Source organism: Streptomyces sp. CB02056 (assembly GCF_001905545.1).
GTDB lineage: Bacteria > Actinomycetota > Actinomycetes > Streptomycetales > Streptomycetaceae > Kitasatospora.
The window spans coordinates 168,190-189,790 of sequence record NZ_LIPD01000003.1 but is presented as its reverse complement, the minus strand read 5'-3'; the positions used below and the strand labels follow the sequence as shown (position 1 = coordinate 189,790).

20 protein-coding genes are annotated in these 21,601 nt (G+C 71.2%); 11 read left to right on the top strand and 9 right to left on the bottom strand.

Annotated elements, in window-relative coordinates; genetic code table 11:
• The first annotated feature begins 202 nt into the window (after window positions 1–202).
• From gap to AMK13_RS08195, 5 genes are all read left to right on the top strand, one after another.
• Window positions 203–1,210, top strand: a complete 1,008-nt coding sequence (gap, locus tag AMK13_RS08215; protein ID WP_049649612.1) for a type I glyceraldehyde-3-phosphate dehydrogenase — start codon at window positions 203–205, stop codon at window positions 1,208–1,210.
• Window positions 1,211–1,364: 154 nt separating this feature from the next.
• Entirely contained in the window at window positions 1,365–2,576 is a 1,212-nt protein-coding gene (locus AMK13_RS08210) for a phosphoglycerate kinase (protein WP_074001676.1), read from the top strand.
• Window positions 2,577–2,582: 6 nt separating this feature from the next.
• On the top strand, window positions 2,583–3,368 hold the full coding sequence (gene tpiA, locus AMK13_RS08205) for a triose-phosphate isomerase (RefSeq protein ID WP_049649614.1): 786 nt from the start codon (window positions 2,583–2,585) through the stop codon (window positions 3,366–3,368).
• Window positions 3,369–3,455: 87 nt separating this feature from the next.
• Window positions 3,456–3,692: a preprotein translocase subunit SecG gene (gene secG, locus AMK13_RS08200; RefSeq protein ID WP_049649615.1), complete on the top strand. Its 237-nt coding sequence runs from the start codon at window positions 3,456–3,458 to the stop codon at window positions 3,690–3,692.
• Between the two features lie 205 nt (window positions 3,693–3,897).
• The gene (locus AMK13_RS08195; protein WP_030238413.1) at window positions 3,898–4,185 is read left to right on the top strand and encodes an RNA polymerase-binding protein RbpA; all 288 of its coding nucleotides are present in this window, start codon (window positions 3,898–3,900) and stop codon (window positions 4,183–4,185) included.
• Window positions 4,186–4,281: 96 nt separating this feature from the next.
• Here AMK13_RS08195 and pgl read toward each other — a convergent pair whose 3' ends face one another.
• The 5 genes from pgl to tkt all read right to left on the bottom strand — a co-directional run bounded on the left by pgl (window position 4,282) and on the right by tkt (window position 11,116).
• Entirely contained in the window at window positions 4,282–5,070 is a 789-nt protein-coding gene (gene pgl / locus AMK13_RS08190) for a 6-phosphogluconolactonase (RefSeq protein WP_049649616.1), read from the bottom strand.
• Window positions 5,067–6,179 carry a glucose-6-phosphate dehydrogenase assembly protein OpcA gene (gene opcA / locus AMK13_RS08185; protein ID WP_074001675.1) on the bottom strand — a complete coding sequence of 371 codons (1,113 nt, stop codon included), beginning with the start codon at window positions 6,177–6,179 and terminating at the stop codon, window positions 5,067–5,069. Before opcA ends, pgl begins: the two co-directional genes overlap by 4 nt.
• Entirely contained in the window at window positions 6,176–7,732 is a 1,557-nt protein-coding gene (gene zwf, locus AMK13_RS08180; protein WP_049649618.1) for a glucose-6-phosphate dehydrogenase, read from the bottom strand. The genes opcA and zwf overlap by 4 nt, the downstream gene beginning before the upstream one ends.
• A gap of 61 nt (window positions 7,733–7,793) precedes the next feature.
• Window positions 7,794–8,936 (bottom strand): transaldolase, encoded by a 1,143-nt coding sequence (gene tal / locus AMK13_RS08175; protein WP_074001674.1) that lies wholly within the window; start codon window positions 8,934–8,936, stop codon window positions 7,794–7,796.
• Between the two features lie 80 nt (window positions 8,937–9,016).
• On the bottom strand, window positions 9,017–11,116 hold the full coding sequence (gene tkt / locus AMK13_RS08170) for a transketolase (protein ID WP_074001673.1): 2,100 nt from the start codon (window positions 11,114–11,116) through the stop codon (window positions 9,017–9,019).
• 462 nt (window positions 11,117–11,578) lie between these two features.
• Between tkt and AMK13_RS08165 the strand changes: the two genes are divergently transcribed.
• A complete protein-coding gene (locus tag AMK13_RS08165) occupies window positions 11,579–12,526 on the top strand; it encodes a heme o synthase (protein WP_074001672.1) in 948 nt (315 codons plus the stop codon).
• Between the two features lie 65 nt (window positions 12,527–12,591).
• Here the strand turns inward: AMK13_RS08165 and AMK13_RS08160 are convergent, their stop codons facing one another.
• The gene (locus AMK13_RS08160) at window positions 12,592–13,233 is read right to left on the bottom strand and encodes a DUF2461 domain-containing protein (RefSeq protein WP_049649621.1); all 642 of its coding nucleotides are present in this window, start codon (window positions 13,231–13,233) and stop codon (window positions 12,592–12,594) included.
• Between the two features lie 73 nt (window positions 13,234–13,306).
• On the opposite strand from AMK13_RS08160, the gene AMK13_RS08155 reads away from it, so the two are divergent.
• Window positions 13,307–13,633 carry a hypothetical protein gene (locus AMK13_RS08155; protein WP_053111946.1) on the top strand — a complete coding sequence of 109 codons (327 nt, stop codon included), beginning with the start codon at window positions 13,307–13,309 and terminating at the stop codon, window positions 13,631–13,633.
• Between the two features lie 70 nt (window positions 13,634–13,703).
• On the opposite strand, the gene AMK13_RS08150 is transcribed toward AMK13_RS08155, so the two are convergent.
• Window positions 13,704–14,684, bottom strand: a complete 981-nt coding sequence (locus AMK13_RS08150) for a COX15/CtaA family protein (protein ID WP_074002120.1) — start codon at window positions 14,682–14,684, stop codon at window positions 13,704–13,706.
• A gap of 258 nt (window positions 14,685–14,942) precedes the next feature.
• Here AMK13_RS08150 and AMK13_RS08145 point away from each other — a divergent pair, with 258 nt between their 5' ends.
• Both AMK13_RS08145 and AMK13_RS08140 read left to right on the top strand, forming a co-directional pair.
• Window positions 14,943–16,262, top strand: a complete 1,320-nt coding sequence (locus tag AMK13_RS08145; protein ID WP_074001671.1) for a choice-of-anchor A family protein — start codon at window positions 14,943–14,945, stop codon at window positions 16,260–16,262.
• A 413-nt stretch (window positions 16,263–16,675) separates the two neighbouring features.
• A complete protein-coding gene (locus AMK13_RS08140) occupies window positions 16,676–17,353 on the top strand; it encodes an LAETG motif-containing sortase-dependent surface protein (RefSeq protein WP_158077678.1) in 678 nt (225 codons plus the stop codon).
• A 75-nt stretch (window positions 17,354–17,428) separates the two neighbouring features.
• Here the strand turns inward: AMK13_RS08140 and AMK13_RS08135 are convergent, their stop codons facing one another.
• Together AMK13_RS08135 and AMK13_RS08130 are read right to left on the bottom strand one after the other, a co-directional pair.
• Window positions 17,429–18,205 (bottom strand): ABC transporter permease, encoded by a 777-nt coding sequence (locus AMK13_RS08135; protein ID WP_074001670.1) that lies wholly within the window; start codon window positions 18,203–18,205, stop codon window positions 17,429–17,431.
• A gap of 20 nt (window positions 18,206–18,225) precedes the next feature.
• Window positions 18,226–19,152 carry an ABC transporter ATP-binding protein gene (locus AMK13_RS08130; protein WP_074001669.1) on the bottom strand — a complete coding sequence of 309 codons (927 nt, stop codon included), beginning with the start codon at window positions 19,150–19,152 and terminating at the stop codon, window positions 18,226–18,228.
• Window positions 19,153–19,306: 154 nt separating this feature from the next.
• Between AMK13_RS08130 and AMK13_RS08125 the strand changes: the two genes are divergently transcribed.
• Both AMK13_RS08125 and sufB read left to right on the top strand, forming a co-directional pair.
• A complete protein-coding gene (locus AMK13_RS08125; RefSeq protein WP_259316761.1) occupies window positions 19,307–20,131 on the top strand; it encodes a helix-turn-helix transcriptional regulator in 825 nt (274 codons plus the stop codon).
• 50 nt (window positions 20,132–20,181) lie between these two features.
• Window positions 20,182–21,597 (top strand): Fe-S cluster assembly protein SufB, encoded by a 1,416-nt coding sequence (sufB, locus tag AMK13_RS08120; RefSeq protein WP_049650590.1) that lies wholly within the window; start codon window positions 20,182–20,184, stop codon window positions 21,595–21,597.
• The last annotated feature ends 4 nt before the right edge of the window (window positions 21,598–21,601 follow it).

The following is a 21,601-nucleotide window of genomic DNA, read 5'->3' as shown; positions in this document are numbered from 1 at the left end:
CACTGAGCTGGGACCAACTGCCCGGCGGGCCAGGGCCGGACGGCCTGAAATGGGGTTTGGGGCACGCCACGCCCGGTCTCACCAGGCGGCGCGATGTGCCGTCCCAGGCCCCGGAGGGGTAGGGTCGTAGGCGGTCGGGGACTTCCCAAATCTCACCCCCGCCGGGCCTCGCGCCCGGCGTACCTAACGAGGAGATCGGTTCGTGACGATCCGGGTAGGCATCAACGGCTTCGGCCGCATCGGCCGCAACTTCTTCCGCGCGGTCAAGGCTCAGGGCGCGGACATCGAGATCGTCGGTGTCAACGACCTCACCGACACGAAGACCCTGGCTCACCTGCTCAAGTACGACACCACCCTGGGCACCCTCCAGGCCGAGGTCTCGCACACCGAGGACAGCATCACCGTCGACGGCCACACCTTCAAGGTGACCGCCGAGCGTGACCCCGCGAACCTCCCGTGGGCCGCCCTGGGCGCCGACATCGTCGTCGAGTCCACCGGCATCTTCACCAAGGCCGAGGCCGCGAAGAAGCACCTCGCCGCCGGCGCGAAGAAGGTCATCATCTCGGCGCCCGCCACCGACGAGGACGTCACCATCGTCCTGGGTGTCAACGACGAGAAGTACGACGCCGCCAACCACCACGTCATCTCCAACGCCTCCTGCACCACCAACTGCGTGGCGCCGATGGCGAAGGTCCTGAACGAGAGCTTCGGCATCGTCAAGGGTCTGATGACCACCGTCCACGCGTTCACCAACGACCAGGTGACCCTGGACTTCCCGCACAAGGACCTGCGCCGTGCTCGTGCGGCCTCGCAGAACATCATCCCGACCTCGACCGGTGCCGCCAAGGCGACCGCCCTGGTCCTGCCGGAGCTGAAGGGCAAGCTGGACGGCACCTCGCTGCGCGTCCCGGTCCCGACCGGCTCCATCACCGACCTGGTCGTGACCCTCGAGCGCGAGGTCACCAAGGACGAGGTCAACGCGGCCTTCCAGAAGGCCGCCCAGGAGGGCCCGCTCAAGGGCATCCTGGCCTACACCGAGGACCCGATCGTCTCCTCGGACATCGTGAACGACCCGCACTCCTGCATCTTCGACTCGCAGCTGACCATGGTCCAGGGCAACCAGGTCAAGGTGCTCGGCTGGTACGACAACGAGTGGGGCTACTCGAACCGCGTGGTCGACCTGGTCGGCCTCGTCGGCGGGCAGCTCTGACCTCGCGGGAGCTGACGTGATGTAGGGGCGAGGGCCCGGTCGGCGTACGGTGCCGACCGGGCCCTCGTTCCGCGCTCAAGGACTTCTCAGGCGGCCCCTGCGCCGTGCCGCCTCACTGCGCATCAACCATCTCCCCAGGAGAATCCGAATCCCCGTGAAGACCATCGAAGAGCTCATCGAAGCCGGTGTCGAAGGCAAGCGCGTCTTCGTGCGCGCCGACCTGAACGTGCCGCTGGACGGCCGCACGATCACCGACGACGGCCGCATCCGCGCCGTCGCGCCGACCATCGCCAAGCTGGCCGCGGCCGGCGCGAAGGTGGTCGTCGCCTCGCACCTCGGCCGTCCCAAGGGCGCGCCGGACCCGCAGTTCTCGCTCGCCCCGGCGGCCGAGCGCCTCGGCGAGATCCTCGGCAAGGGCGTCGCCTTCGCCACCGACACCGTCGGTGACAGCGCCGCGGCCACCGTCGCCGCGCTGGCGAACGGCGAGGTCGCGCTGCTGGAGAACCTGCGCTTCAACGCGGGCGAGACCAGCAAGGACGACGCCGAGCGCAAGGCCTTCGCCGAGCAGCTGGCCGCGCTGGCCGACCTGTACGTGGGCGACGGCTTCGGCGCCGTGCACCGCAAGCACGCCTCGGTCTTCGACCTGCCGGCCCTGCTGCCGCACGCCGCGGGCGACCTGATCGCCACCGAGGTCGGCGTGCTGAAGAAGCTCACCGAGGACGTGGCCCGCCCGTACGTGGTGGTGCTCGGCGGCGCCAAGGTCTCCGACAAGCTCGGCGTGATCGACAACCTGCTGGAGAAGGCCGACCGGATCCTGATCGGCGGCGGCATGGCGTACACCTTCCTCAAGGCCAAGGGCCACGAGGTCGGCATCTCGCTGCTCCAGGCCGACCAGATCCCGACCGTCCTGGAGTACCTGGCCCGGGCCGAGGCGCGCGGCGTCGAGTTCGTGCTGCCGGTCGACGTCCTGGTCTCCGCCGAGTTCCCGGACCTCAAGACCAAGGCTCCGGCGAACCCCTCGACCGTCGCCGCGGACGCCATCCCGGCCGACCAGGAGGGCCTGGACATCGGCCCCGGGACCCGCGAGCTGTACGCGGCCAAGCTGGCCGACGCGGGCACCGTGTTCTGGAACGGCCCGATGGGCGTCTTCGAGCACCCGGACTACGCGAACGGCACCAAGGCCGTCGCGCAGGCCCTGCTCGACAGCGACGCGTTCACCGTGGTCGGTGGCGGCGACTCCGCCGCGGCCGTCCGCATCCTGGGCTTCGACGAGACGAAGTTCGGGCACATTTCGACCGGCGGCGGCGCCAGCCTCGAGTACCTGGAGGGCAAGACCCTCCCCGGTCTCGCCGCTCTGGAGGACTGACAGCACATGACCGACCGTCTCCCGCTGATGGCGGGCAACTGGAAGATGAACCTCAACCACCTTGAGGCCATCCAGCACACCCAGAAGCTGGCCTTCGCGCTGGCCGACAAGGACTACGCGGCCGTCGAGGTCGCCGTCCTGGTGCCGTTCACCGACCTGCGCTCGGTGCAGACCCTGGTCTTCGGCGACAAGCTGAAGATCAAGTACGGCTCGCAGGACATCTCGCAGCACGACGGCGGGGCCTACACCGGCGAGGTCTCCGGCCCGATGCTGGCCAAGCTCCAGTGCACCTACGCGGTGATCGGCCACTCCGAGCGCCGCCAGTACCACGGCGAGAACGAGGAGATCGTCAACGCCAAGGTGAAGGCCGCCTACCGCGCCGGGGTCACCCCGATCCTGTGCGTCGGCGAGCCGCTGGAGATCCGCAAGGCCGGCACCCACGTCGAGTACACCCTGGCCCAGCTGGACGGCGGCCTGGCCGACGTCCCGGCCCACCAGGCCGAGTCGATCGTGGTCGCCTACGAGCCGGTCTGGGCGATCGGCACCGGCGAGGTGGCCACCCCGGAGGACGCGCAGGAGGTCTGCGCCGCCATCCGCGGGCGGATCGCCGAGCTGTACGACGCCGAGCTGGCCGGCAAGGTCCGGGTGCTGTACGGCGGTTCGGTGAAGTCGTCGAGCGCGGCCGGCCTGATGGCCAAGCCCGACATCGACGGCGGCCTGGTCGGCGGTGCCTCGCTGGACGCCGACGAGTTCGTCAAGATCGTGCGCTACCGTGAGCAGGCAGTAGGCTAACGCCGCCGCAGCAACGTAGGCTTTGGGGCCGGACCGCCGTACGCGGCCCGGCCCCTTCGCCGAAGATACGAGAGAGTTGGTCCCGTCGTGGTTCTCGGGTTCTCGATTGCCCTGATCATCTTCAGTCTGCTGATGATCCTTCTGGTGCTGCTGCACAAGGGGAAGGGCGGCGGCCTGTCCGACATGTTCGGCGGTGGCTCGATGTCCACCGGCGGCGGTTCGGCGGTGGCCGAGCGCAACCTGGACCGCATCACCATCGTGGTCGGCCTGGGCTGGTTCGCCTCCATCATCGTCCTCGGCCTGCTGATGAAGTCCTCGGTCTGACGTAACCCTGACGCCCCGTCGCCCGAGCGCCTATCCTGGGACGGTCGGGTGCGGAGGCGGTGGTGGCGGAGGCTTAACTCCTGCTTACACTAGGACGACTTTCGCCACCGACGCGCACCGCGGCGGGTCGGCGCACCAGTACGCAGGGAGTCAGACCGTGGCAAGTGGCAATGCCATCCGTGGCAGCAGGGTCGGGGCCGGCCCGATGGGCGAGGCGGAGCGCGGCGAGTCCGCCCCGCGCAACCGGATCTCCTTCTGGTGCGCGAACAAGCACGAGACCCGTCCCAGCTTCGCGGCCGAAGCGGCGATCCCGGACACCTGGGACTGCCCGCGCTGCGGCTTCCCGGCCGGCCAGGACCAGCACAACCCGCCGGCGCCCTCGCGCAACGAGCCGTACAAGACCCACCTCGCCTACGTCCGCGAGCGGCGCACCGACGCCGACGGCGAGGCGATCCTGGCCGAGGCGCTGGCGAAGCTCCGCGGCGAGATCTGAGCGGAGCGCAGGAGCGGAACGCAGCGGTCCGGACAGAACAGCGCGAAGGGCGCCCCCGTCGGTGACGGTGGCGCCCTTCGGCGTTGCCGGATCCGGTCAGGCCGAGGCCGGCGGGTAGAGCTGCGGCGGGATCCGCTCCGCGGCGGCGCGGTCCAGCAGCCACAGGGTGCGGCTGCGGCCGTACGCGCCGGAGGCGGGCGCCTGGAGCTCGCCGGGGCCGGACAGGGCCAGCGCGACCGCGCCCGCCTTGTCCTCGCCGGCGGCCAGCAGCCAGACCTCGCGGGCGGTGCGGATCGCCGGGAGGGTGAGCGAGACCCGGGTCGGCGGGGGCTTGGGGGCCCCGCGCACGCCGACCACGGTCAGCTCGGTCTCCCGGACGCCCGGGTGCTCGGGGAAGAGCGAGGCGACGTGGGTGTCCGGGCCGACGCCGAGCAGCAGCACGTCGAAGGCCGGGACGCCGAGCCGGTCGCCCGGCCCGGCCGCCTTCGCCAGCTCCTCGGCGTAGCGGGCGGCGGCGGCCTCCACATCCGAGCCGTCCACCCCGTCCGAGGCGGGCATCTCGTGCACCCGCGCCGGGTCGAGCGGGACGGCGTCCAGCAGCTCGGCGCGGGCCTGGACGGCGTTGCGCTCCGGGTCGGCGGCGGGCAGGAAGCGCTCGTCGCCCCACCAGAGGTCCAGCCGGCCCCAGTCGACCGCGTCGCGCGCCGGGGAGGCGGCGATCGCGGCCAGCAGGGCGTTGCCGTTGCGCCCACCGGTGAGCACCACCGAGGCGCTGCCGCGGGCGGCCTGGGCGTCCACGATCCGGGTGATCAGCCGGGCCGCGGCCGCCTGGGCCATCAGCTCCTTGTCCCGGTGGACGACCAGCTGCGGGGTCGCGTTGGTCATGCGCCGTCCTTGCCGGTGCGCTTGCCGGCGGCCTTGCGGGCGGGCTTCTTCTCCGCCGTCCCGGCGGTCACCCGCTCGGGGTTGGCCACGGCCTGCTCCACGGCCGCCTCGGCGGCCTCCTCGACGGCCTCCTCCGCGACCTCGCGGGCGACCAGCTCGGCCGCCGCGGTCTCGGCGTTGGACGGCTCGTGCAGCCGGTCGACGGGCGTGCGCACGGCCGTCGCGTAGATGTCGTCCGGGTCCAGGCGGCGCAGCTCCTCGGCGATCAGCTCCGAGGTCTCGCGCCGCTTGAGCGCCACCTGGCGGTCCGGCGAGCCGGGCATGGAGAGCGTGCCCAGCAGGCCGTCCGGGCGGTCCAGGGTGATGTCCCCGTCCTTGGTGCGCAGGTGCACCGCGGTGATGCCGGGGCCGTTGGTGACGACCCGCTCGACGGGCACCTGGAGCCGGTTGGTCAGCCAGAGGCCGAGCAGCTCGACGCTGGGGTTGTAGGACTCGCCCTCGACCACCGCGGAGACGATCGTGGACGGCCGCTGGTCCAGCGCGGCGGCCAGCATCGAGCGCCAGCCGGTGACCCGGGTCCAGGCCAGGTCGGTGTCGCCCGGGGTGTAGCTCTGCGCGCGCTGGGCGAGCTGGCCGACCGGGGACTCGGCGGTGACGGCGTCGGTGATCCGGCGCTGGGCGATCGAGCCCAGCGGGTCCTGCGCCGGGTGGTGCGGAGCGTTGTCCGGCCACCAGACCACGGTCGGGGCGTCCGGCAGCAGCAGTGGCAGGACCACCGACTGGGCGTGCGCGGCGAGTTCGCCGTGCATCCGCAGGACGACCGTCTCGCCGGAGCCGGCGTCGGAGCCGACCAGGATCTCGGCGTCCAGCCGGGTCTCGGCGCGGGCCCGGGGCGAGCGCCCGGCGCGCTTGATCACCGCGAGGGTGCGCATCGGGTGCTCGCGGGAGGCGTCGTTGGCGGCCTTGAGGGCGTCGTAGGCGCTGCCCTCGTCGGTCACGATCACCAGGGTGAGCACCATGCCGGCGGCGCCCGAGCCGCGGGCCCGGCGCGCCTCCATCAGCGCGGCGTTGATCTTGCTGGACGTCGTGTTGGTGAGGTCGATCTTCATGGCCGGCGCCAGCTCCTGCCGTCTCGTGCGAGCATCTCGTCCGCCTCGACGGGACCCCAGGTCCCCGCCGCGTACTGGGCGGGCTTGCCGTGGGTGTCCCAGTACTTCTCGATCGGGTCGAGGATCTGCCAGGAGAGCTCGACCTCCTGGTGGCGCGGGAACAGGTTGGCGTCGCCGAGCAGCACGTCGAGGATGAGCCGCTCGTACGCCTCCGGGCTGGACTCGGTGAAGGACTCGCCGTAGGCGAAGTCCATCGTGACGTCCCGCACCTCGAAGGAGGTGCCCGGCACCTTGGAGCCGAACCGCACCGTCACGCCCTCGTCCGGCTGGACCCGGATGACCAGGGCGTTCTGCCCCAGCTCCTCGGTCGCGTAGGAGTCGAAGGGCAGGTACGGGGCGCGCTGGAAGACGACCGCGATCTCGGTGACCCGGCGGCCCAGGCGCTTGCCGGTGCGCAGGTAGAACGGGACGCCCGCCCAGCGGCGGTTGTTGATCTCCAGCTTGATGGCCGCGTAGGTGTCGGTCTTGGAGTCGGGGTCGATGCCGTCCTCGTCCAGGTAGCCGACGACCTCCTCGCCGCCCTGCCAGCCGGCCGCGTACTGGCCGCGCACGGTGTGCCGGCCGAGGTCGGCCGGGAGCTTGACGGCGCTGAGCACCTTGAGCTTCTCGGCCACCAGCGCCTTCGGGTGGAAGGAGGCGGGCTCCTCGATGGCGGTGAGCGCCATCAGCTGGAGCAGGTGGTTCTGGATCACGTCACGGGCGGAGCCGATGCCGTCGTAGTAGCCGGCCCGGCCGCCGATGCCGATGTCCTCGGCCATGGTGATCTGCACGTGGTCGACGTACGACCGGTTCCAGATCGGCTCGAACATCTGGTTGGCGAAGCGCAGCGCCAGGATGTTCTGGACCGTCTCCTTGCCCAGGTAGTGGTCGATCCGGAAGACCTCGTCCCGGGGGAAGACCTCGTGGACGACCTTGTTGAGCTCCTGCGCGCTCTCCAGGTCGTGGCCGAAGGGCTTCTCGATGACCGCGCGGCGCCAGGAGCCCTGCGGCGGGTCGGCCAGGCCGTGCTTCTTGAGCTGCTGGACGACGGTGGGGAAGAACTTCGGCGGGACGGACAGGTAGAAGGCGAAGTTGCCGCCGGTGCCCTGGGCCTTGTCCAGCTCCTCGATGGTCTCGCGCAGCTTGTCGAAGGCCTCGTCGTCGTCGAAGGTTCCGTGGACGAACCGCATGCCCTTGGCGAGCTGCTGCCAGACCTCCTCCCGGAACGGGGTGCGGGCGTGGTCCCGGACGGCGTCGTGGACCTCCTTGGCGAAGTCCTCGTCGTCCCACTCGCGGCGGGCGAAGCCGACGAGGGAGAAGCCCGGCGGAAGCAGACCGCGGTTGGCCAGGTCGTAGATGGCCGGCATCAGCTTCTTGCGGGACAGGTCGCCGGTGACCCCGAAGATGACCAGACCGGACGGCCCCGCGATGCGCGGGAGCCGTCGGTCGGAGGGGTCACGAAGCGGGTTGACGGGGGCGGGCGGGAGGTCGTCCGCGTCCGATTCCGGAGTCAACTCGGGGAAATCAGTGCTCACTTGATGGGCTCCGCTTTCGTGCGCTGGCTGTGAGCAGGGGTCACTTCTCGTCGGCGAAGGAGGCGAGCGAGGCGGTGACGGTGTCGAGCAGCTCGTTCCAGGACTGCTCGAACTTCTCGACGCCCTCGTCCTCCAGGAGCTGGACGACGTCGTCGTAGTCCACGCCGGCGGCGGCGATCGCGTCCAGCACGGCCTTGGCGTCGGCGTAGTTGGGGACGATCGTGTTGCCGGTGACCACGCCGTGGTCGCCGGTGGCCTCCAGGGTGGCCTCGGGCATCGTGTTGACGGTGCCGGGGGCGACCAGCTCGGTGACGTACAGGGTGTCCGGCAGGGCCGGGTCCTTGACGCCGGTGGAGGCCCACAGCGGGCGCTGCGGCTTGGCGCCGGCGGCCTCCAGGGCGGCCCAGCGGGCGCTGCCGGCGGTCTTGCCGTCGACGCTGCCGAAGACCTCCTCGTACGCCTGGTAGGCGAGGCGGGCGTTGGCCAGCGCGGCCTTGGAGCGCAGGTCCTTGGCCTCGCCGCCGATCTTGTCCAGGCGCTTGTCGATCTCGGTGTCCACGCGGGAGACGAAGAAGGAGGCGACCGACTCGATCTGGGAGAGGTCCAGGCCCTTGGCCTTGGCGGTCTCCAGGCCGGTCAGGTAGGCGTCGATGACGGCCTTGTAGCGCTCCAGCGAGAAGATCAGCGTGACGTTGACGCTGATGCCCTTGCCGATGACCTCGGCGATCGCGGGCAGGCCGGCCTTGGTGGCGGGGATCTTGATGAAGACGTTCGGGCGGTCGACCAGCCACCACAGCTGCTTGGCCTCGGCCACGGTGGTGGCGGTCTCGTGCGCCAGGCGCGGGTCGACCTCGATGGAGACCCGGCCGTCGCGGCCGTTGGAGGCGTCGTAGACCGGGCGCAGCACGTCGGCCGCGTCGCGCACGTCCGAGGTGGTGATCATGCGGATCGCCTCGTCGGTGGTGACCTTGCGGACGGCGAGGTCGCGCAGCTGGCCGTCGTAGGAGTCGTCGCCGGAGCCGGCGATGGCCTTCTGGAAGATGGTCGGGTTGGTGGTCACGCCCACCACGTGCTTGTTCTGCACCAGTTCGGCCAGGTTGCCGGAGTTCAGCCGCTTGCGGCTGAGGTCGTCCAGCCAGATCGCAACGCCTTCGTCGCTGAGGCGCTTCAGTGCGTCAGTCATGGTGCTTCAGTCCCTTGTTCTTGCTTCGTGGGGTGGTCGGGAGGGGGCCGCGTGCCCGCGTGCGGGCGGCCCGGGGGCCGCTAGCGGTTGACGGCCTCGAGGGAGCGCAGGGCGTTGTGGGCCTCGGCCACCACGCGCTCGGTGGTGATGCCGAACTCCTCGAACAGCACCTTGTAGTCGGCGGAGGCGCCGAAGTGCTCCAGCGAGACGATCCGGCCGTGGTCGCCGACCAGCTCGCGCCAGCCCTGGGCGATGCCGGCCTCGACCGAGACGCGGGCCTTGACCGACGGCGGCAGCACGCTGTCGCGGTAGGCCTGGTCCTGCTCCTGGAACCACTCGAAGGACGGCAGCGAGACCACCCGGGTGGCGATGCCCTCGGCCTCCAGCGCCTCGCGGGCCTGGACGGCCAGCTGGACCTCGGAGCCGGTGCCGAGCAGGATCACCTGCGGGTCGCCGGTGGAGGCCTCGGCCAGGATGTAGCCGCCCTTCGCGGTGCCCTCGGCGGAGCCGAAGACCTCGCGGTCGAAGGTCGGGACGCCCTGGCGGGTCAGCGCCAGGCCGACCGGGCCGGGGTGGCTGGTGTGGCGCTCGACGATGGTGCGCCAGGCGACGGCGGTCTCGTTGGCGTCGGCCGGGCGGACCATGGCCAGGCCCGGGATGGCGCGCAGCGAGGCCATGTGCTCGACCGGCTGGTGGGTCGGGCCGTCCTCGCCGAGGCCGATCGAGTCGTGCGTCCAGACGTAGGTGACCGGCAGCTTCATCAGCGCGGCCAGGCGGACGGCCGGGCGCATGTAGTCGGCGAAGACCAGGAAGGTGCCGCCGTAGACCCGGGTCTTCCCGTGCAGGGCGATGCCGTTCATGGTCGAGCCCATGGCGTGCTCGCGGATGCCGAAGTGGATCGTCCGGCCGTACGGGCTCGCCGACTTCAGCGGGTTGCCCTCGGGCAGGAAGGAGCTGTCCTCGTCGATGGTGGTGAGGTTGGACTCGGCGAGGTCGGCCGAGCCGCCCCACAGCTCCGGGATCACCGCGCCGATCGCCTTGAGGGTGTCGCCGGAGGCCTTGCGGGTGGCGACGTCCTTGCCGGCAGGGAAGGACGGGACGGCCTTCTTCCAGCCCTCGGGCAGCTCGCCGGCCTCGATGCGGTCGAACTCGGCCGCGCGGTGCGGGTTGGCGGCGCGCCAGGCCTCGAAGCCCTGCTGCCACTGGTCGCGGGCGGCCTTGCCGCGCTTGATGACCTGGCGGGCGTGCCCGATGACCTGGTCGCTGACCTCGAAGGTCTTCTCCGGGTCGAAGCCCAGGACCTTCTTGGTGGCGGCGATCTCGGCGGCGCCGAGCGCGGAGCCGTGGGCCTTGGCGGTGTTCTGGGCGTCCGGGGCCGGCCAGGCGATGATCGTCCGCATCGCGATCATCGACGGGCGGGAGGTCTCGGCCTTGGCCGCGGCCAGCGCCTCGGCCAGGGCGGCCACGTCGATGTCGCCGTTGGACTTCGGGGTGACGCGCTGGACGTGCCAGCCGTACGCCTCGTAGCGCTTGAGGACGTCCTCGGAGAAGGCGGTCTCGGTGTCGCCCTCGATCGAGATGTGGTTGTCGTCGTAGACGGCGACCAGGTTGCCCAGCTTCTGGTGGCCCGCCAGCGACGAGGCCTCGGCGGAGATGCCCTCCTCCAGGTCGCCGTCGGAGACGATCGCCCAGACCGTGTGGTCGAAGGGGGACTCGCCGGCCGGGGCCTCCGGGTCGAACAGGCCGCGCTCGTAGCGGGCGGCCATCGCCATGCCGACCGCGTTGGCGATGCCCTGGCCCAGCGGGCCGGTGGTGGTCTCCACACCCGCGGTGTGGCCGTGCTCGGGGTGGCCGGGGGTACGGCTGCCCGCGACGCGGAAGGCCTTCAGGTCGTCCAGCTCCAGGCCGTAGCCGGCGAGGTAGAGCTGGGTGTAGAGCGTCAGGCTGGTGTGGCCGGGGGAGAGGACGAAGCGGTCGCGTCCGACCCAGGACGGGTCGGTCGGGTCGTGGCGCAGGAACCGCTGGAAGATCAGGTACGCGGCCGGGGCCAGCGACATGGCCGTCCCGGGGTGTCCGTTACCGACCTTCTGGACAGCGTCCATGGCCAGGACGCGCGCCGTGTCAACGGTGCGCTCATCCAGATCGGTCCACTCGAATGCGTTCGTCGGCGCAGTGCTCACCCTGTCTCAGGGCTCCTTCCATTGTGAAGAGTGACCCCGTGAATGGGGACCGGGTCGGCCACGGCGCTGTGGTCCCGACGCTGGGTGGTGCCGGTCACGGAGGGTAGATCCCGCTTCTGTCCGCGAGCCTACCGTCCGGGGTGCGGCTCACCCTCCGTGCTGGGACAACCGGCAATTCCGCATGCAGATTCCCACTGGAGCGGTGCGGATGGATTTGTCCCAGACTCTCCCGGTTCGCGCCGTCGCGCCGCTCCGGTGGTCAGGACGGGCTAGCGGACCCGGCGGAGGCGCTCGACGGCCCCGCCCGGGCGGTTCACCCGGGGGTGTGCGTTCCGCCTCGCCGGGGGACCCCGGAGCCGGATGGGATATATGGAACGTCTATGGTGTCGTGGTACGCGCAGAGCGGACGATTCGGGACCCTTCGTTCCTGTGGACGCCTGCGAAGATTCATCTTCAGTTGGGGTGTTAGTGACCGCCGTCGAAACCCGTCCCGCCGGGGTCACCGGGGCGACTCCTGCGCACCGGCCGTTCGGGGCCCGTGTCGGCGCGTTCGTCGCATTGACCAAGCCGCGGATCATCGAGCTGCTGCTGATGAGCACCGTGCCGGTGATGTTCCTGGCCCAGCAGGGCGTGCCGAACATGCTGTTGGTGCTGAAGGTCGTCGTCGGCGGCTACCTCTCGGCCGGCGGCGCCAACGCCCTCAACATGTACATCGACCGCGACATCGACGCGGTCATGTCGCGCACCGAGCGGCGTCCGATCGTCACCGGGATGGTGTCGCCGCGCGAGGCGCTGGTGTTCGGCATCGTCCTCGCCGTCGTCTCGACGCTTCTGCTGGGCTTCGGGGTCAACTGGCTGTCGGCCTGGCTGGCGCTCGGCGCGCTGCTGTTCTACGTGTTCGTCTACACGCTGGGGCTCAAGCGGCGCACCTCGCAGAACATCGTCTGGGGCGGCATCGCCGGCTGCATGCCCGTCCTGATCGGCTGGTCCTCGGTGACCAACTCGGTGTCCTGGGCCGCGGTGATGCTGTTCCTGGTCGTGTTCTTCTGGACGCCGCCGCACACCTGGGTGCTGTCGATGAAGGTCCGCGACGACTACGAGCGGGCCGGCGTGCCGATGCTGCCGGTGGTCAAGGGCAACGTGGCCGTCGGCAAGCAGGTCGTCGCCTACTCCTGGGTGATGGTGGCGGTCTCGCTGGCGGTCTGGCCGCTGGGCCACATGAGCTGGCTGTACCCGGTCGCCGCGGTGCTGCTGGGCGGGGCCTGGCTGCGCGAGGCGCACGCGCTGTACGGGCGGGCCAAGGCCGGGATCGTGGGCGCGAAGCTCAAGGAGATGCGGCTGTTCCACTGGTCGATCACCTACCTGTCGCTGCTGATGGTGGTCTGCGCGATCGACCCGTTCGTGAAGTAGAGGCTTACGAAGCAGAGGCTTACGCGAAGAGCCCCGGTCCAGGCGGACCGGGGCTCTTCGCGTTCTCAGCGGGCGGGCAGCTCGGAGGGGCCGACGTGGCCGTCCAGCCAGTCCCGCAGCGGCTGGGAGGCGTGCAGGAAGCCGGCGATCCGGGTGTGGGCGGCGCGGGTGCCCAGCCACTTCGCGGGCTCCCACTCCTGCCAGGCCACCAGGCCCTTGTGGCGCAGCAGCCCGATCCGGGGGTGGTCCTTGGGGTAGCCGCGCGGGGCCGACTTGAGGGAGTCCCGGCCCACGACCAGCGGGCCCTGCTGCTCCACCCGGGCGATCACCCGCTCCAGCTCCGCGCCGGTGACGTCCTCCGCGACGGCGGCGCGGTAGCGCTCCAGCTGGTCGGGGGCGAGCTGGTAGAGGCCGTTGCCGCAGGCCAGTCCGTCGGCGGAGAGCTGGATGTAGCCGCCGCTCTCCAGATGGGCGCCGATGTGGGTCTTGTACGGGGACTTGTCGGCGCTGAACCGGACGTCGCGGTTGGGCCGGAAGATCTTCCCCGGCCCGAACTCCGGCTCCAGTTCGGCGAGCAGCAGCTCCATCGGGGCCCGGACGACGCCGTCGTAGACGTCCTTGTGGGCCTGCCAGAAGGTCTTGGAGTTGTCGGCTTCCAGGTGCTCGTAGAAGTCGAGCGCCTCGGCCGGCCAGCCGGAGAAGGTCACCCCTCCAGTATGTGGCCCGGTGCACAGGGCGCTCCCGTCGCCAGCGGCGCTACCGGTGGGTAGCATGCGGGGCATGAGCAGCGCAGAGACCGCCACCGCCGCGCCGGACGCCCGCACCGAGCGCCGCGCCAAGCGCATCGCCAAGCACCTCACCAGCTTCGCCCGCGAGCACGGGGGCGGCGACGCCGTCGTTGAGTACGTCGGCTCCGTGGCCACCCGCATCGTGGTCGTCGGCGCGGACGGCGCCTGGGGCGACCAGGTGGCCCCCAGCTACGCCGTGGGCAAGCGCGCCGCCGAGCTGGCCGGGCTGACCCTGCACGACGACTTCGAGGGCGAGCTGGGCCTCAAGGTCAAGACCGGCGCGTACGAGTGGAAGCGGATGGCCGGCATCCAGATCTGACCGCGTCCCGGTACGACGAACGGCCCGGTTCCCCCCACGCGGGGGAGCCGGGCCGTCGGCGTGTGCGCGGTCAGACCGAGGCGGGCTGCGGGGTCTGGGCGGGGAGCTGGTCGGTGACCGCCTCGGCCCCGCGGGTGCGCAGGGCGAGGGGGACGCGCAGGGCGGCGATCCAGGTCAGTGCCGCGAGGAGCATGTGGAGGCCGACCATCAGCTCGGGGGCGTCGGTGAAGTACTGGATGAAGCCCAGGACGCCCTGGAGGAGGAGGACGGCCAGCAGCTCCTTGGTGCGGGACCTGGCCGCCTGGGGGGCCTTCACGGCGGCGAGGACGAAGATCACCGCGATGGCCAGGCCCACGGACACGAACGCGAAGTCGGCGTGGAACTGGGCGAGGCGGTCGTAGTCGATCGGGATGCGCGGGACGATCTTGTTGTCCTTGGGCGTGCCGGGGTGGTGGCCGGCGCCGGTCACCAGGGTGCCGGCCGCGACGAGCAGGCCGATCACGGTGACCAGGACGTAGGACAGCTGGTGGACCGGGCGGGGCACCACGAGCGTCGGCGGGCCGTCGCCCTCCTTGGACCGCTCCCACATCAGCAGCGCGACCCAGACCAGGGCCATCGCGGCGATCATGTGCAGCGCCACGGTGTACGGGTTGAGGCCGGTCAGCACGGTGATGCCGCCGAGCACGGCGTTGCTCATCACCAGCCAGAACTGGGCCCAGCCGAGCCGGGTCATGCTGTGCCGCCAGGGCCGGTGGCAGCGGGCGGCCAGGATGGCCCAGCCGACGGCGGCGCTCAGCACGTAGGTGAGCATCCGGTTGGTGAACTCGACGATGCCGTGGAAGCCCATCTCGGCGGTGGGCGTCAGGCTCTCGTCGGTGCACCGGGGCCAGGTCGTACAGCCGAGGCCGGAGGCGGTGAGGCGGACGGCGCCGCCGGTGACGACGATCACCACGCTCATCACCAGCGCGGCGAACGTGGCACGCCGGACCATCTCGGCGGATGGCTGCCAGCGCTCGGCGAGCAGGGAGAAGGGATTAGGCACGCGGTCAATCGTAGGCGGCCTTACAGGCGATCTTGGGGCGGGGCACGGGCCGCGCGGCGGTGTGACGCGGGTGGTGCGGCGGGAGGCGGCGGAGCCGGCGGGCGGCGACACGCTGGGGTGCGACACGCGGACAAACCGGGGTGGTTCGGTCAAGGAGGTTATTGGTCTTGACCAATCACCCGTTTGGCCGAAAGAGTGCGGATTGGTCCATACCTTTTTGAGGACCCCTCCCCCCATCTACGCCCGCACGCAAGCGGAGACCTGCACATGCGCATACCCATTTCCGCCGCCGCGCTCGCGGTAGGCGGCTCGCTCGCACTGGCCGGGCTCGTCGCGCCGGCCGCCCAGGCCGTCGGCACCGACCAGGAGTGCCGCAGCCTCGGGGTCGCCAACCTCTACGGCGAGTTCATCGAGGGCGACGACACCCACACCCCCGACGCCGAGGGCGCGGTCGCGGTCGGCGGCAACGCCGACTTCACCGGCGGCTTCTCGGTCGGCCAGGAGCTCACCCAGGCCCAGGTCGACGCGCTGCCGGGCAAGAACGCCCTGGTCGTGGCCGGCAAGCTCACCGGCCACAACACCCAGGTGATGAAGGGCAACGGCGTCTTCGGCTCCAAGGCCGACGGCGCGGTGGCCCAGGCCCACGCCGGCACCGTCAACCAGGGCCCCTCGCCGATCGACTTCAAGGCCGAGTTCGCCAAGCTGCGCGCCGCCGCCACCTCGCTGGCCGCCGTCCCGCAGACGGCCGGCGCCACCGTCCAGGCCGAGGGCGGCAAGCTGACGCTCACCGGCGGCGACGCGAAGTACAACAGCTTCACCGTCGACGCGGCGAAGCTGCAGGGCGCCAAGGACGTCTACCTCAAGGTGCCGGCCGGCTCGGTGACGGTGGTCAACGTGACCGGCGGCTCGTACGACATGGCGGCGGCCGGGACCACCGGCTTCCACCTGTGGGACGAGGGCAAGAAGGCCTTCGTGCTGGACGACAAGCTCCAGAGCGCGGCGGGCGGGGCGATCCGGTCCAGGCTGCTCTGGAACTTCCCGACCGCCACCAAGGTGGTCAAGAACAGCCAGGCCGCCTGGGCCGGCACCGTGCTCGCGCCGAACGCCGCCTTCGACCTCGGCAGCGGCGGCCCGGTCAACGGCTCGGTGATCGCCGCCTCGCTGACCGGCAAGGGCGGTGCCGAGACGCACCACTACCCCTTCACCGGCTGCCTGCCGGGCACCACCGTCCCGACGCCGTCCGGCACCCCGACGGTGCCGCCGACCGTCCCGCCGACCGTGCCGAGCGGCTCGCCGTCGGCCACGCCGAGCGCGTCGACCGCCCCGAGCGGTTCGGCGAGCCCCTCGGGCGGCCCGTCCGCGTCGACGAGCGGCAAGCCCAGTGCGAGCGGCAGCCCGTCGGCCGGCGGCTCGACGGCCGCTCCGACGGCCTCGGGCAGCCCGTCCGCCCAGCCGGACGCCGGGGGCAACCTGGCGCACACCGGTTCCGGTCCGGTGCTGCCGCTGGCGATCGGCGGCGCGGTCGTGCTCGCGGCCGGCGGCGCGATCGTGGTGGCCGCCCGGCGCAAGGCGGCCCGGAAGGCCTGAACCGGCTGAGCCCGCGATCCGGACGGGAACGCCGGAAACGCGGGCGCGTCGGAGGCACGGGAGTGTCGGAAAGAACGGAAAGGTCGGAAACGACGGAAAGGCCGGAATGGCCCGGCGTTCGTCGGCTGACCGAATCGGAGCCCTCGGTGATTGAACCTGATCACCGGGGGCTCCGTTCTTCCCTGAAGTGGCGAAGTCCATTCAGGTTTGCCGAATCCGCGTTCTGCGAGGTGACGGCTGTGATGGGCTGGCCCAAGCACATCGGAAGACGGACGGACAGTCGATATCCGGTCGTGCGGCGGGGTGTGGCGGGGTGCGGGAGTGCCGGTAGAGTCCCCCGGACAGTCGTAGCGGGCCACCGCGTACCACTCAACACGCCTGCTGCGCACGACCGTTCGGAGGGGAACAAAGTAATGGCGCGACAGCAGCGGCACTTCGCGATCGGCGCGACGGCACTCGCCGGCACGGCTGCGGCCGGTTTTCTCCTGCCTCTGGCACTGGCCACCAATGCCTCGGCGCACGTGCCGAGTTGGTCGGTGACCTGCGACAAGATCGTGATCGATCTGATCAACTACAGCCCCAAGGCCGACGTGAAGAACACCGTCAGCCTCACCATCGACGGCGAGAAGGTCCTGGACGCCAAGGCCTTCCCCGCGGAGTTCCACGGCTCCTTCCCGGTGAAGGACCACGATGCCCCGATCAAGGCGAACCTGGTGGTCACCACCACGGAGAACCCGAACGAGAAGGGCTGGAACATCAACGAGACCAAGACCATCGAGCCGTGCCACACGCCGACTCCGACCCCGACCCCGACCCCCACCAAGACCCCGACCCCGACTCCCACCCCGACGCCCACCGCGACCCCGACTCCCACCCCGTCGGTGACGCCCCCGGCCACCCCGGCCCCGTCGGTCACCCACACCCCGAGCAAGACCCCGACCCCGTCGCCCTCCGCCAGCGCGCCGGCGCTCGCCCAGACCGGTAGCAGCGACGCGACCCCGATGATCGCGGCGGCCGGCGGCGGCGTGCTGCTGGTCGGCGGCGCGCTCGTGCTGCTCGCCCGCAAGCGCCGTGGCGGCAGCGAGAGCTGACGCCAGGTCAGTCGACAACGGCAACGCCCCCCGGCCGCCAAGTGGCCGGGGGGCGTTGTGCGTTGCCGCCGCCGGTCACTCCCAGCGGAAGAAGCGGGCGGCCGCGGCCAGGCCGAGCACCGACCAGCCGGCCAGGATGCCGAGGTCCGCCCACGGCACCCCGGCGCCGGCCTGGAGCACCGACCGCAGGCCGTCCGAGAGCGCCGAGATCGGCAGCAGCTCCAGCACCGGGCGCACCGCGTCGGGGAACCTGCCCAGCGGCACGATCACCCCGCCGGCGAGCAGCAGCAGGATGAACACCAGGTTGGCGCCGGCCAGGGTGGCCTCGGCCTTCAGGGTGCCGGCCATCAGCAGGCCGAGCCCGGAGAAGGCGGCGGTGCCGAGGACCAGCAGCGCGGCGACCGTCAGCGGGTTGCCGTGCGGGGACCAGCCGAGGGCCAGGGCGATCACCGACAGCAGCGCGACCTGCAGCGCCTCCGTCACCAGGACGCAGCCGGTCTTGGCGGTCAGCAGCGCCCAGCGCGGCAGCGGGCTGGCGCCGAGCCGCTTCAGCACGCCGTAGCGGCGCTCGAAGCCGGTGGCGATGGCCTGGCCGGTGAAGGCGGTGGACATCACGGCCAGCGCGAGCAGGCCGGGGGCCAGGAAGTCGACCCGCTTGCCGGGGCCCTCGACCGCGACGATGTCCACGGCGGAGAACAGCACCAGCAGCACGGTCGGGATGACCACGGTGAGCAGCAGCTGCTCGCCGTTGCGCAGCAGCATCCGGGTCTCGAACGCGGTCTGGGCGAGCAGCATCCGGCCGACGGGCGCGGGGCCCGGCTTGGGGGAGTAGTCCGTCGTGGCGGCGCTCATGGTTCCCTCACTGCGTTCGCTCATGAGCGGAGCTCCCGTCCGGTCAGGTCGAGGAAGACGTCCTCCAGGCTGCGGCGCTGGACGGACAGCCGTTCGGGCAGGATGCCGGAGGCCGCGCACCAGCCGGTGACGGCGGCCACCAGCTGCGGGTCGACGGGCGCCTCGACGCGGTAGCTTCCGGGGGCGGTCTCGGTGGCGGTGGCGCCCTCGGGCAGCTCCTTGAGCAGCGGGCCGAGGTCGAGCCCGGGCGGGCCGTCGAAGTGCAGCGTGCTCTCGGCGCCGCCGCGGCACAGCTCCTCGGTGGTGCCGTCGGCGATCACCTTGCCGCGGTCGACGATGGCGACCCGGTCGGCGAGCTGCTCGGCCTCGTCCATGTGGTGGGTGGTGACGACCACGGTGACGCCGTCCCGGCGCAGGTCGCGCACCAGCTCCCAGGTGGCCCGGCGGGCCTGCGGGTCGAGGCCCGCGGTGGGCTCGTCCAGGAAGACCAGCTCGGGGCGGCCGACCACGGCCATCGCCAGGGCGAGCCGCTGCTGCTGGCCGCCGGACAGCCGGCGGTAGGTGGTGCGGCCGCAGGAGCCGAGGCCGAGGCGTTCGACCAGGGCGTCCACGTCCAGCGGGTGGGCGTGCAGCTTGGCGGTGTGCCGCAGCATCTCGACGGCGCGCGCGCCCGCGTACACGCCGCCGGACTGCAACATGACGCCGATCCGGGGCCGCAGCGCGGCGCCCTGGGTGACCGGGTCGAGGCCGAGGACGCGGACGGTGCCGCCGTCCGGACGGCGGTACCCCTCGCAGGTCTCGATGGTGGTGGTCTTGCCGGCGCCGTTGGGGCCGAGGACGGCGGTGATCGCGCCGGCCGGGATGGTGAGGTCGAGGCCGTCCACCGCGAGCTTGTCGTCGTAGCGTTTGACCAGCCCGGCGATCTGGACCGCGGGTTCGGAGTGCATACCGGCGAGTGTAAGAGGGCCTGACGCGCCGGCCGGACGGCGGCTCGGTGATCGTTTTCCCAGGTCAGGTAAGGCTAACCTGCGTGACAGATGACACCGGTGAGGCCTGGGTCACGGCTTGTCCCGGCGGAAGTAATTACGCAACACTGGTGTTGTGAAAAACATGCGCGAGCACGCCCAGCAGCGGGAGGCCGAGTCGGCCTCCTCCTGTGACGTGCCCGTGACGGCGGCCGAGGTGCTGCTGGAGGGCCACCGGGCCACCCGGGACCGGGTCGCGCGGTCGATCCTGGACCACGGCCCGTCCTCCGCCGCCGACCTGGCGAACCGGCTCGGCCTCACCGCCGCCGCCGTCCGCCGCCACCTCGACGGCCTGGTCGCCACCGGTCTGGTCGAGTCCCGCGAACAGCGGGTCTACGGCAGCCGCGGCCGGGGCCGTCCGGCCAAGGTCTTCGCCCTCACCGACGCCGGCCGGGACGCCTTCTACCAGGCGTACGACCAGCTCGCCGCCGACGCGCTGCGCTGGATCGCGGACTCGGTGGGCGGCGGCAAGGCGGGCGAGGAGGCGGTCGCCGCCTTCGCCCGCGCCCGGTTCGGCAAGCAGGCCGAGAAGTACCTGGAGGCCCTGCGCCTGGCCGCCGCCGGAGAGCGCCCCGAGGCGCTGGCCCAGGCGCTCAGCGCGGACGGGTACGCTGCCACGGTGCGGCGTGTCCCGTCGGCCGCGGCCAAGGCCCCGGCGGGCGCCCAGCTCTGCCAGCACCACTGCCCGGTCGCGCACATCGCCGAGCAGTTCCCGCAGCTCTGCGAGGCGGAGACCGAGGTCTTCTCCCAGCTCCTGGGCACCCATGTGCAACGGCTGGCCACGATCGCCCACGGCGACGGGGTCTGCACCACCTATGTGCCGGCACCCGGTGCCGCATCGTCGTCCGCCCAGCCCCCGGCGGGACGCGGCTCCGATGCGATGCCGACTGCCAGTACATGAAAAATTCCGTGTCCACCGAAGATTCAGCGTCCGCGCGTTAGGAAGCTCGCATGACTGACACCGTTTCGCACCCCGAGCTCGAAGGCCTCGGCAATTACGAGTACGGCTGGGCCGACCCGGACACCGCCGGTGCCGCGGCCAAGCGCGGGCTCAGCGAGGACGTCGTCCGCGACATCTCGGCGAAGAAGAACGAGTCCGAGTGGATGCTGAACCTGCGGCTCAAGGGCCTGAAGCTGTTCGGCAAGAAGCCCATGCCGACCTGGGGCTCCGACCTCACCGGCATCGACTTCGACAACATCAAGTACTTCGTCCGCTCCACCGAGAAGCAGGCCGAGTCCTGGGAGGACCTGCCGGCGGACATCAAGGCGACGTACGACAAGCTCGGCATCCCGGAGGCGGAGAAGCAGCGCCTGGTCGCCGGCGTCGCCGCCCAGTACGAGTCCGAGGTCGTCTACCACCAGATCCGCGAGGACCTGGAGGAGCAGGGCGTCATCTTCCTGGACACCGACACCGCGCTGCGCGAGCACCCGGAGATCTTCAAGGAGTACTTCGGCACGGTGATCCCGGCCGGCGACAACAAGTTCGCCGCGCTGAACACCGCGGTGTGGTCCGGCGGCTCGTTCATCTACGTGCCGAAGGGCGTGCACGTCGACATCCCGCTGCAGGCCTACTTCCGGATCAACACCGAGAACATGGGCCAGTTCGAGCGGACGCTGATCATCGTCGACGAGGACGCCTACGTCCACTACGTCGAGGGCTGCACCGCCCCGATCTACTCCTCCGACTCGCTGCACTCGGCGGTCGTGGAGATCATCGTCAAGAAGGGCGGCCGCTGCCGCTACACGACCATCCAGAACTGGTCGAACAACGTCTACAACCTGGTCACCAAGCGTGCCGTGGCGTACGAGGGCGCGACCATGGAGTGGGTCGACGGCAACATCGGCTCCAAGGTCACCATGAAGTACCCGGCCGTCTACCTGATGGGCGAGCACGCCAAGGGCGAGACCCTCTCGATCGCCTTCGCGGGCGAGGGCCAGCACCAGGACGCCGGCGCCAAGATGGTGCACATGGCGCCGAACACCTCGTCCAACATCGTCTCCAAGTCGGTGGCACGCGGCGGCGGCCGGACCTCCTACCGCGGTCTGATCGAGATCGGCGAGGGCTCCAAGGGTGCCAAGTCCAACGTGCTGTGCGACGCGCTGCTGGTGGACACCATCTCTCGCTCGGACACCTACCCGTACGTGGACGTCCGCGAGGACGACGTGTCCATGGGCCACGAGGCGACCGTCTCCAAGGTCAGCGAGGACCAGCTCTTCTACCTGATGAGCCGCGGCATGACCGAGTTCGAGGCGATGGCGATGATCGTCCGTGGCTTCGTCGAGCCGATCGCGCGCGAGCTGCCGATGGAGTACGCGCTGGAGCTCAACCGGCTGATCGAGCTGCAGATGGAGGGCGCGGTCGGCTGACCTC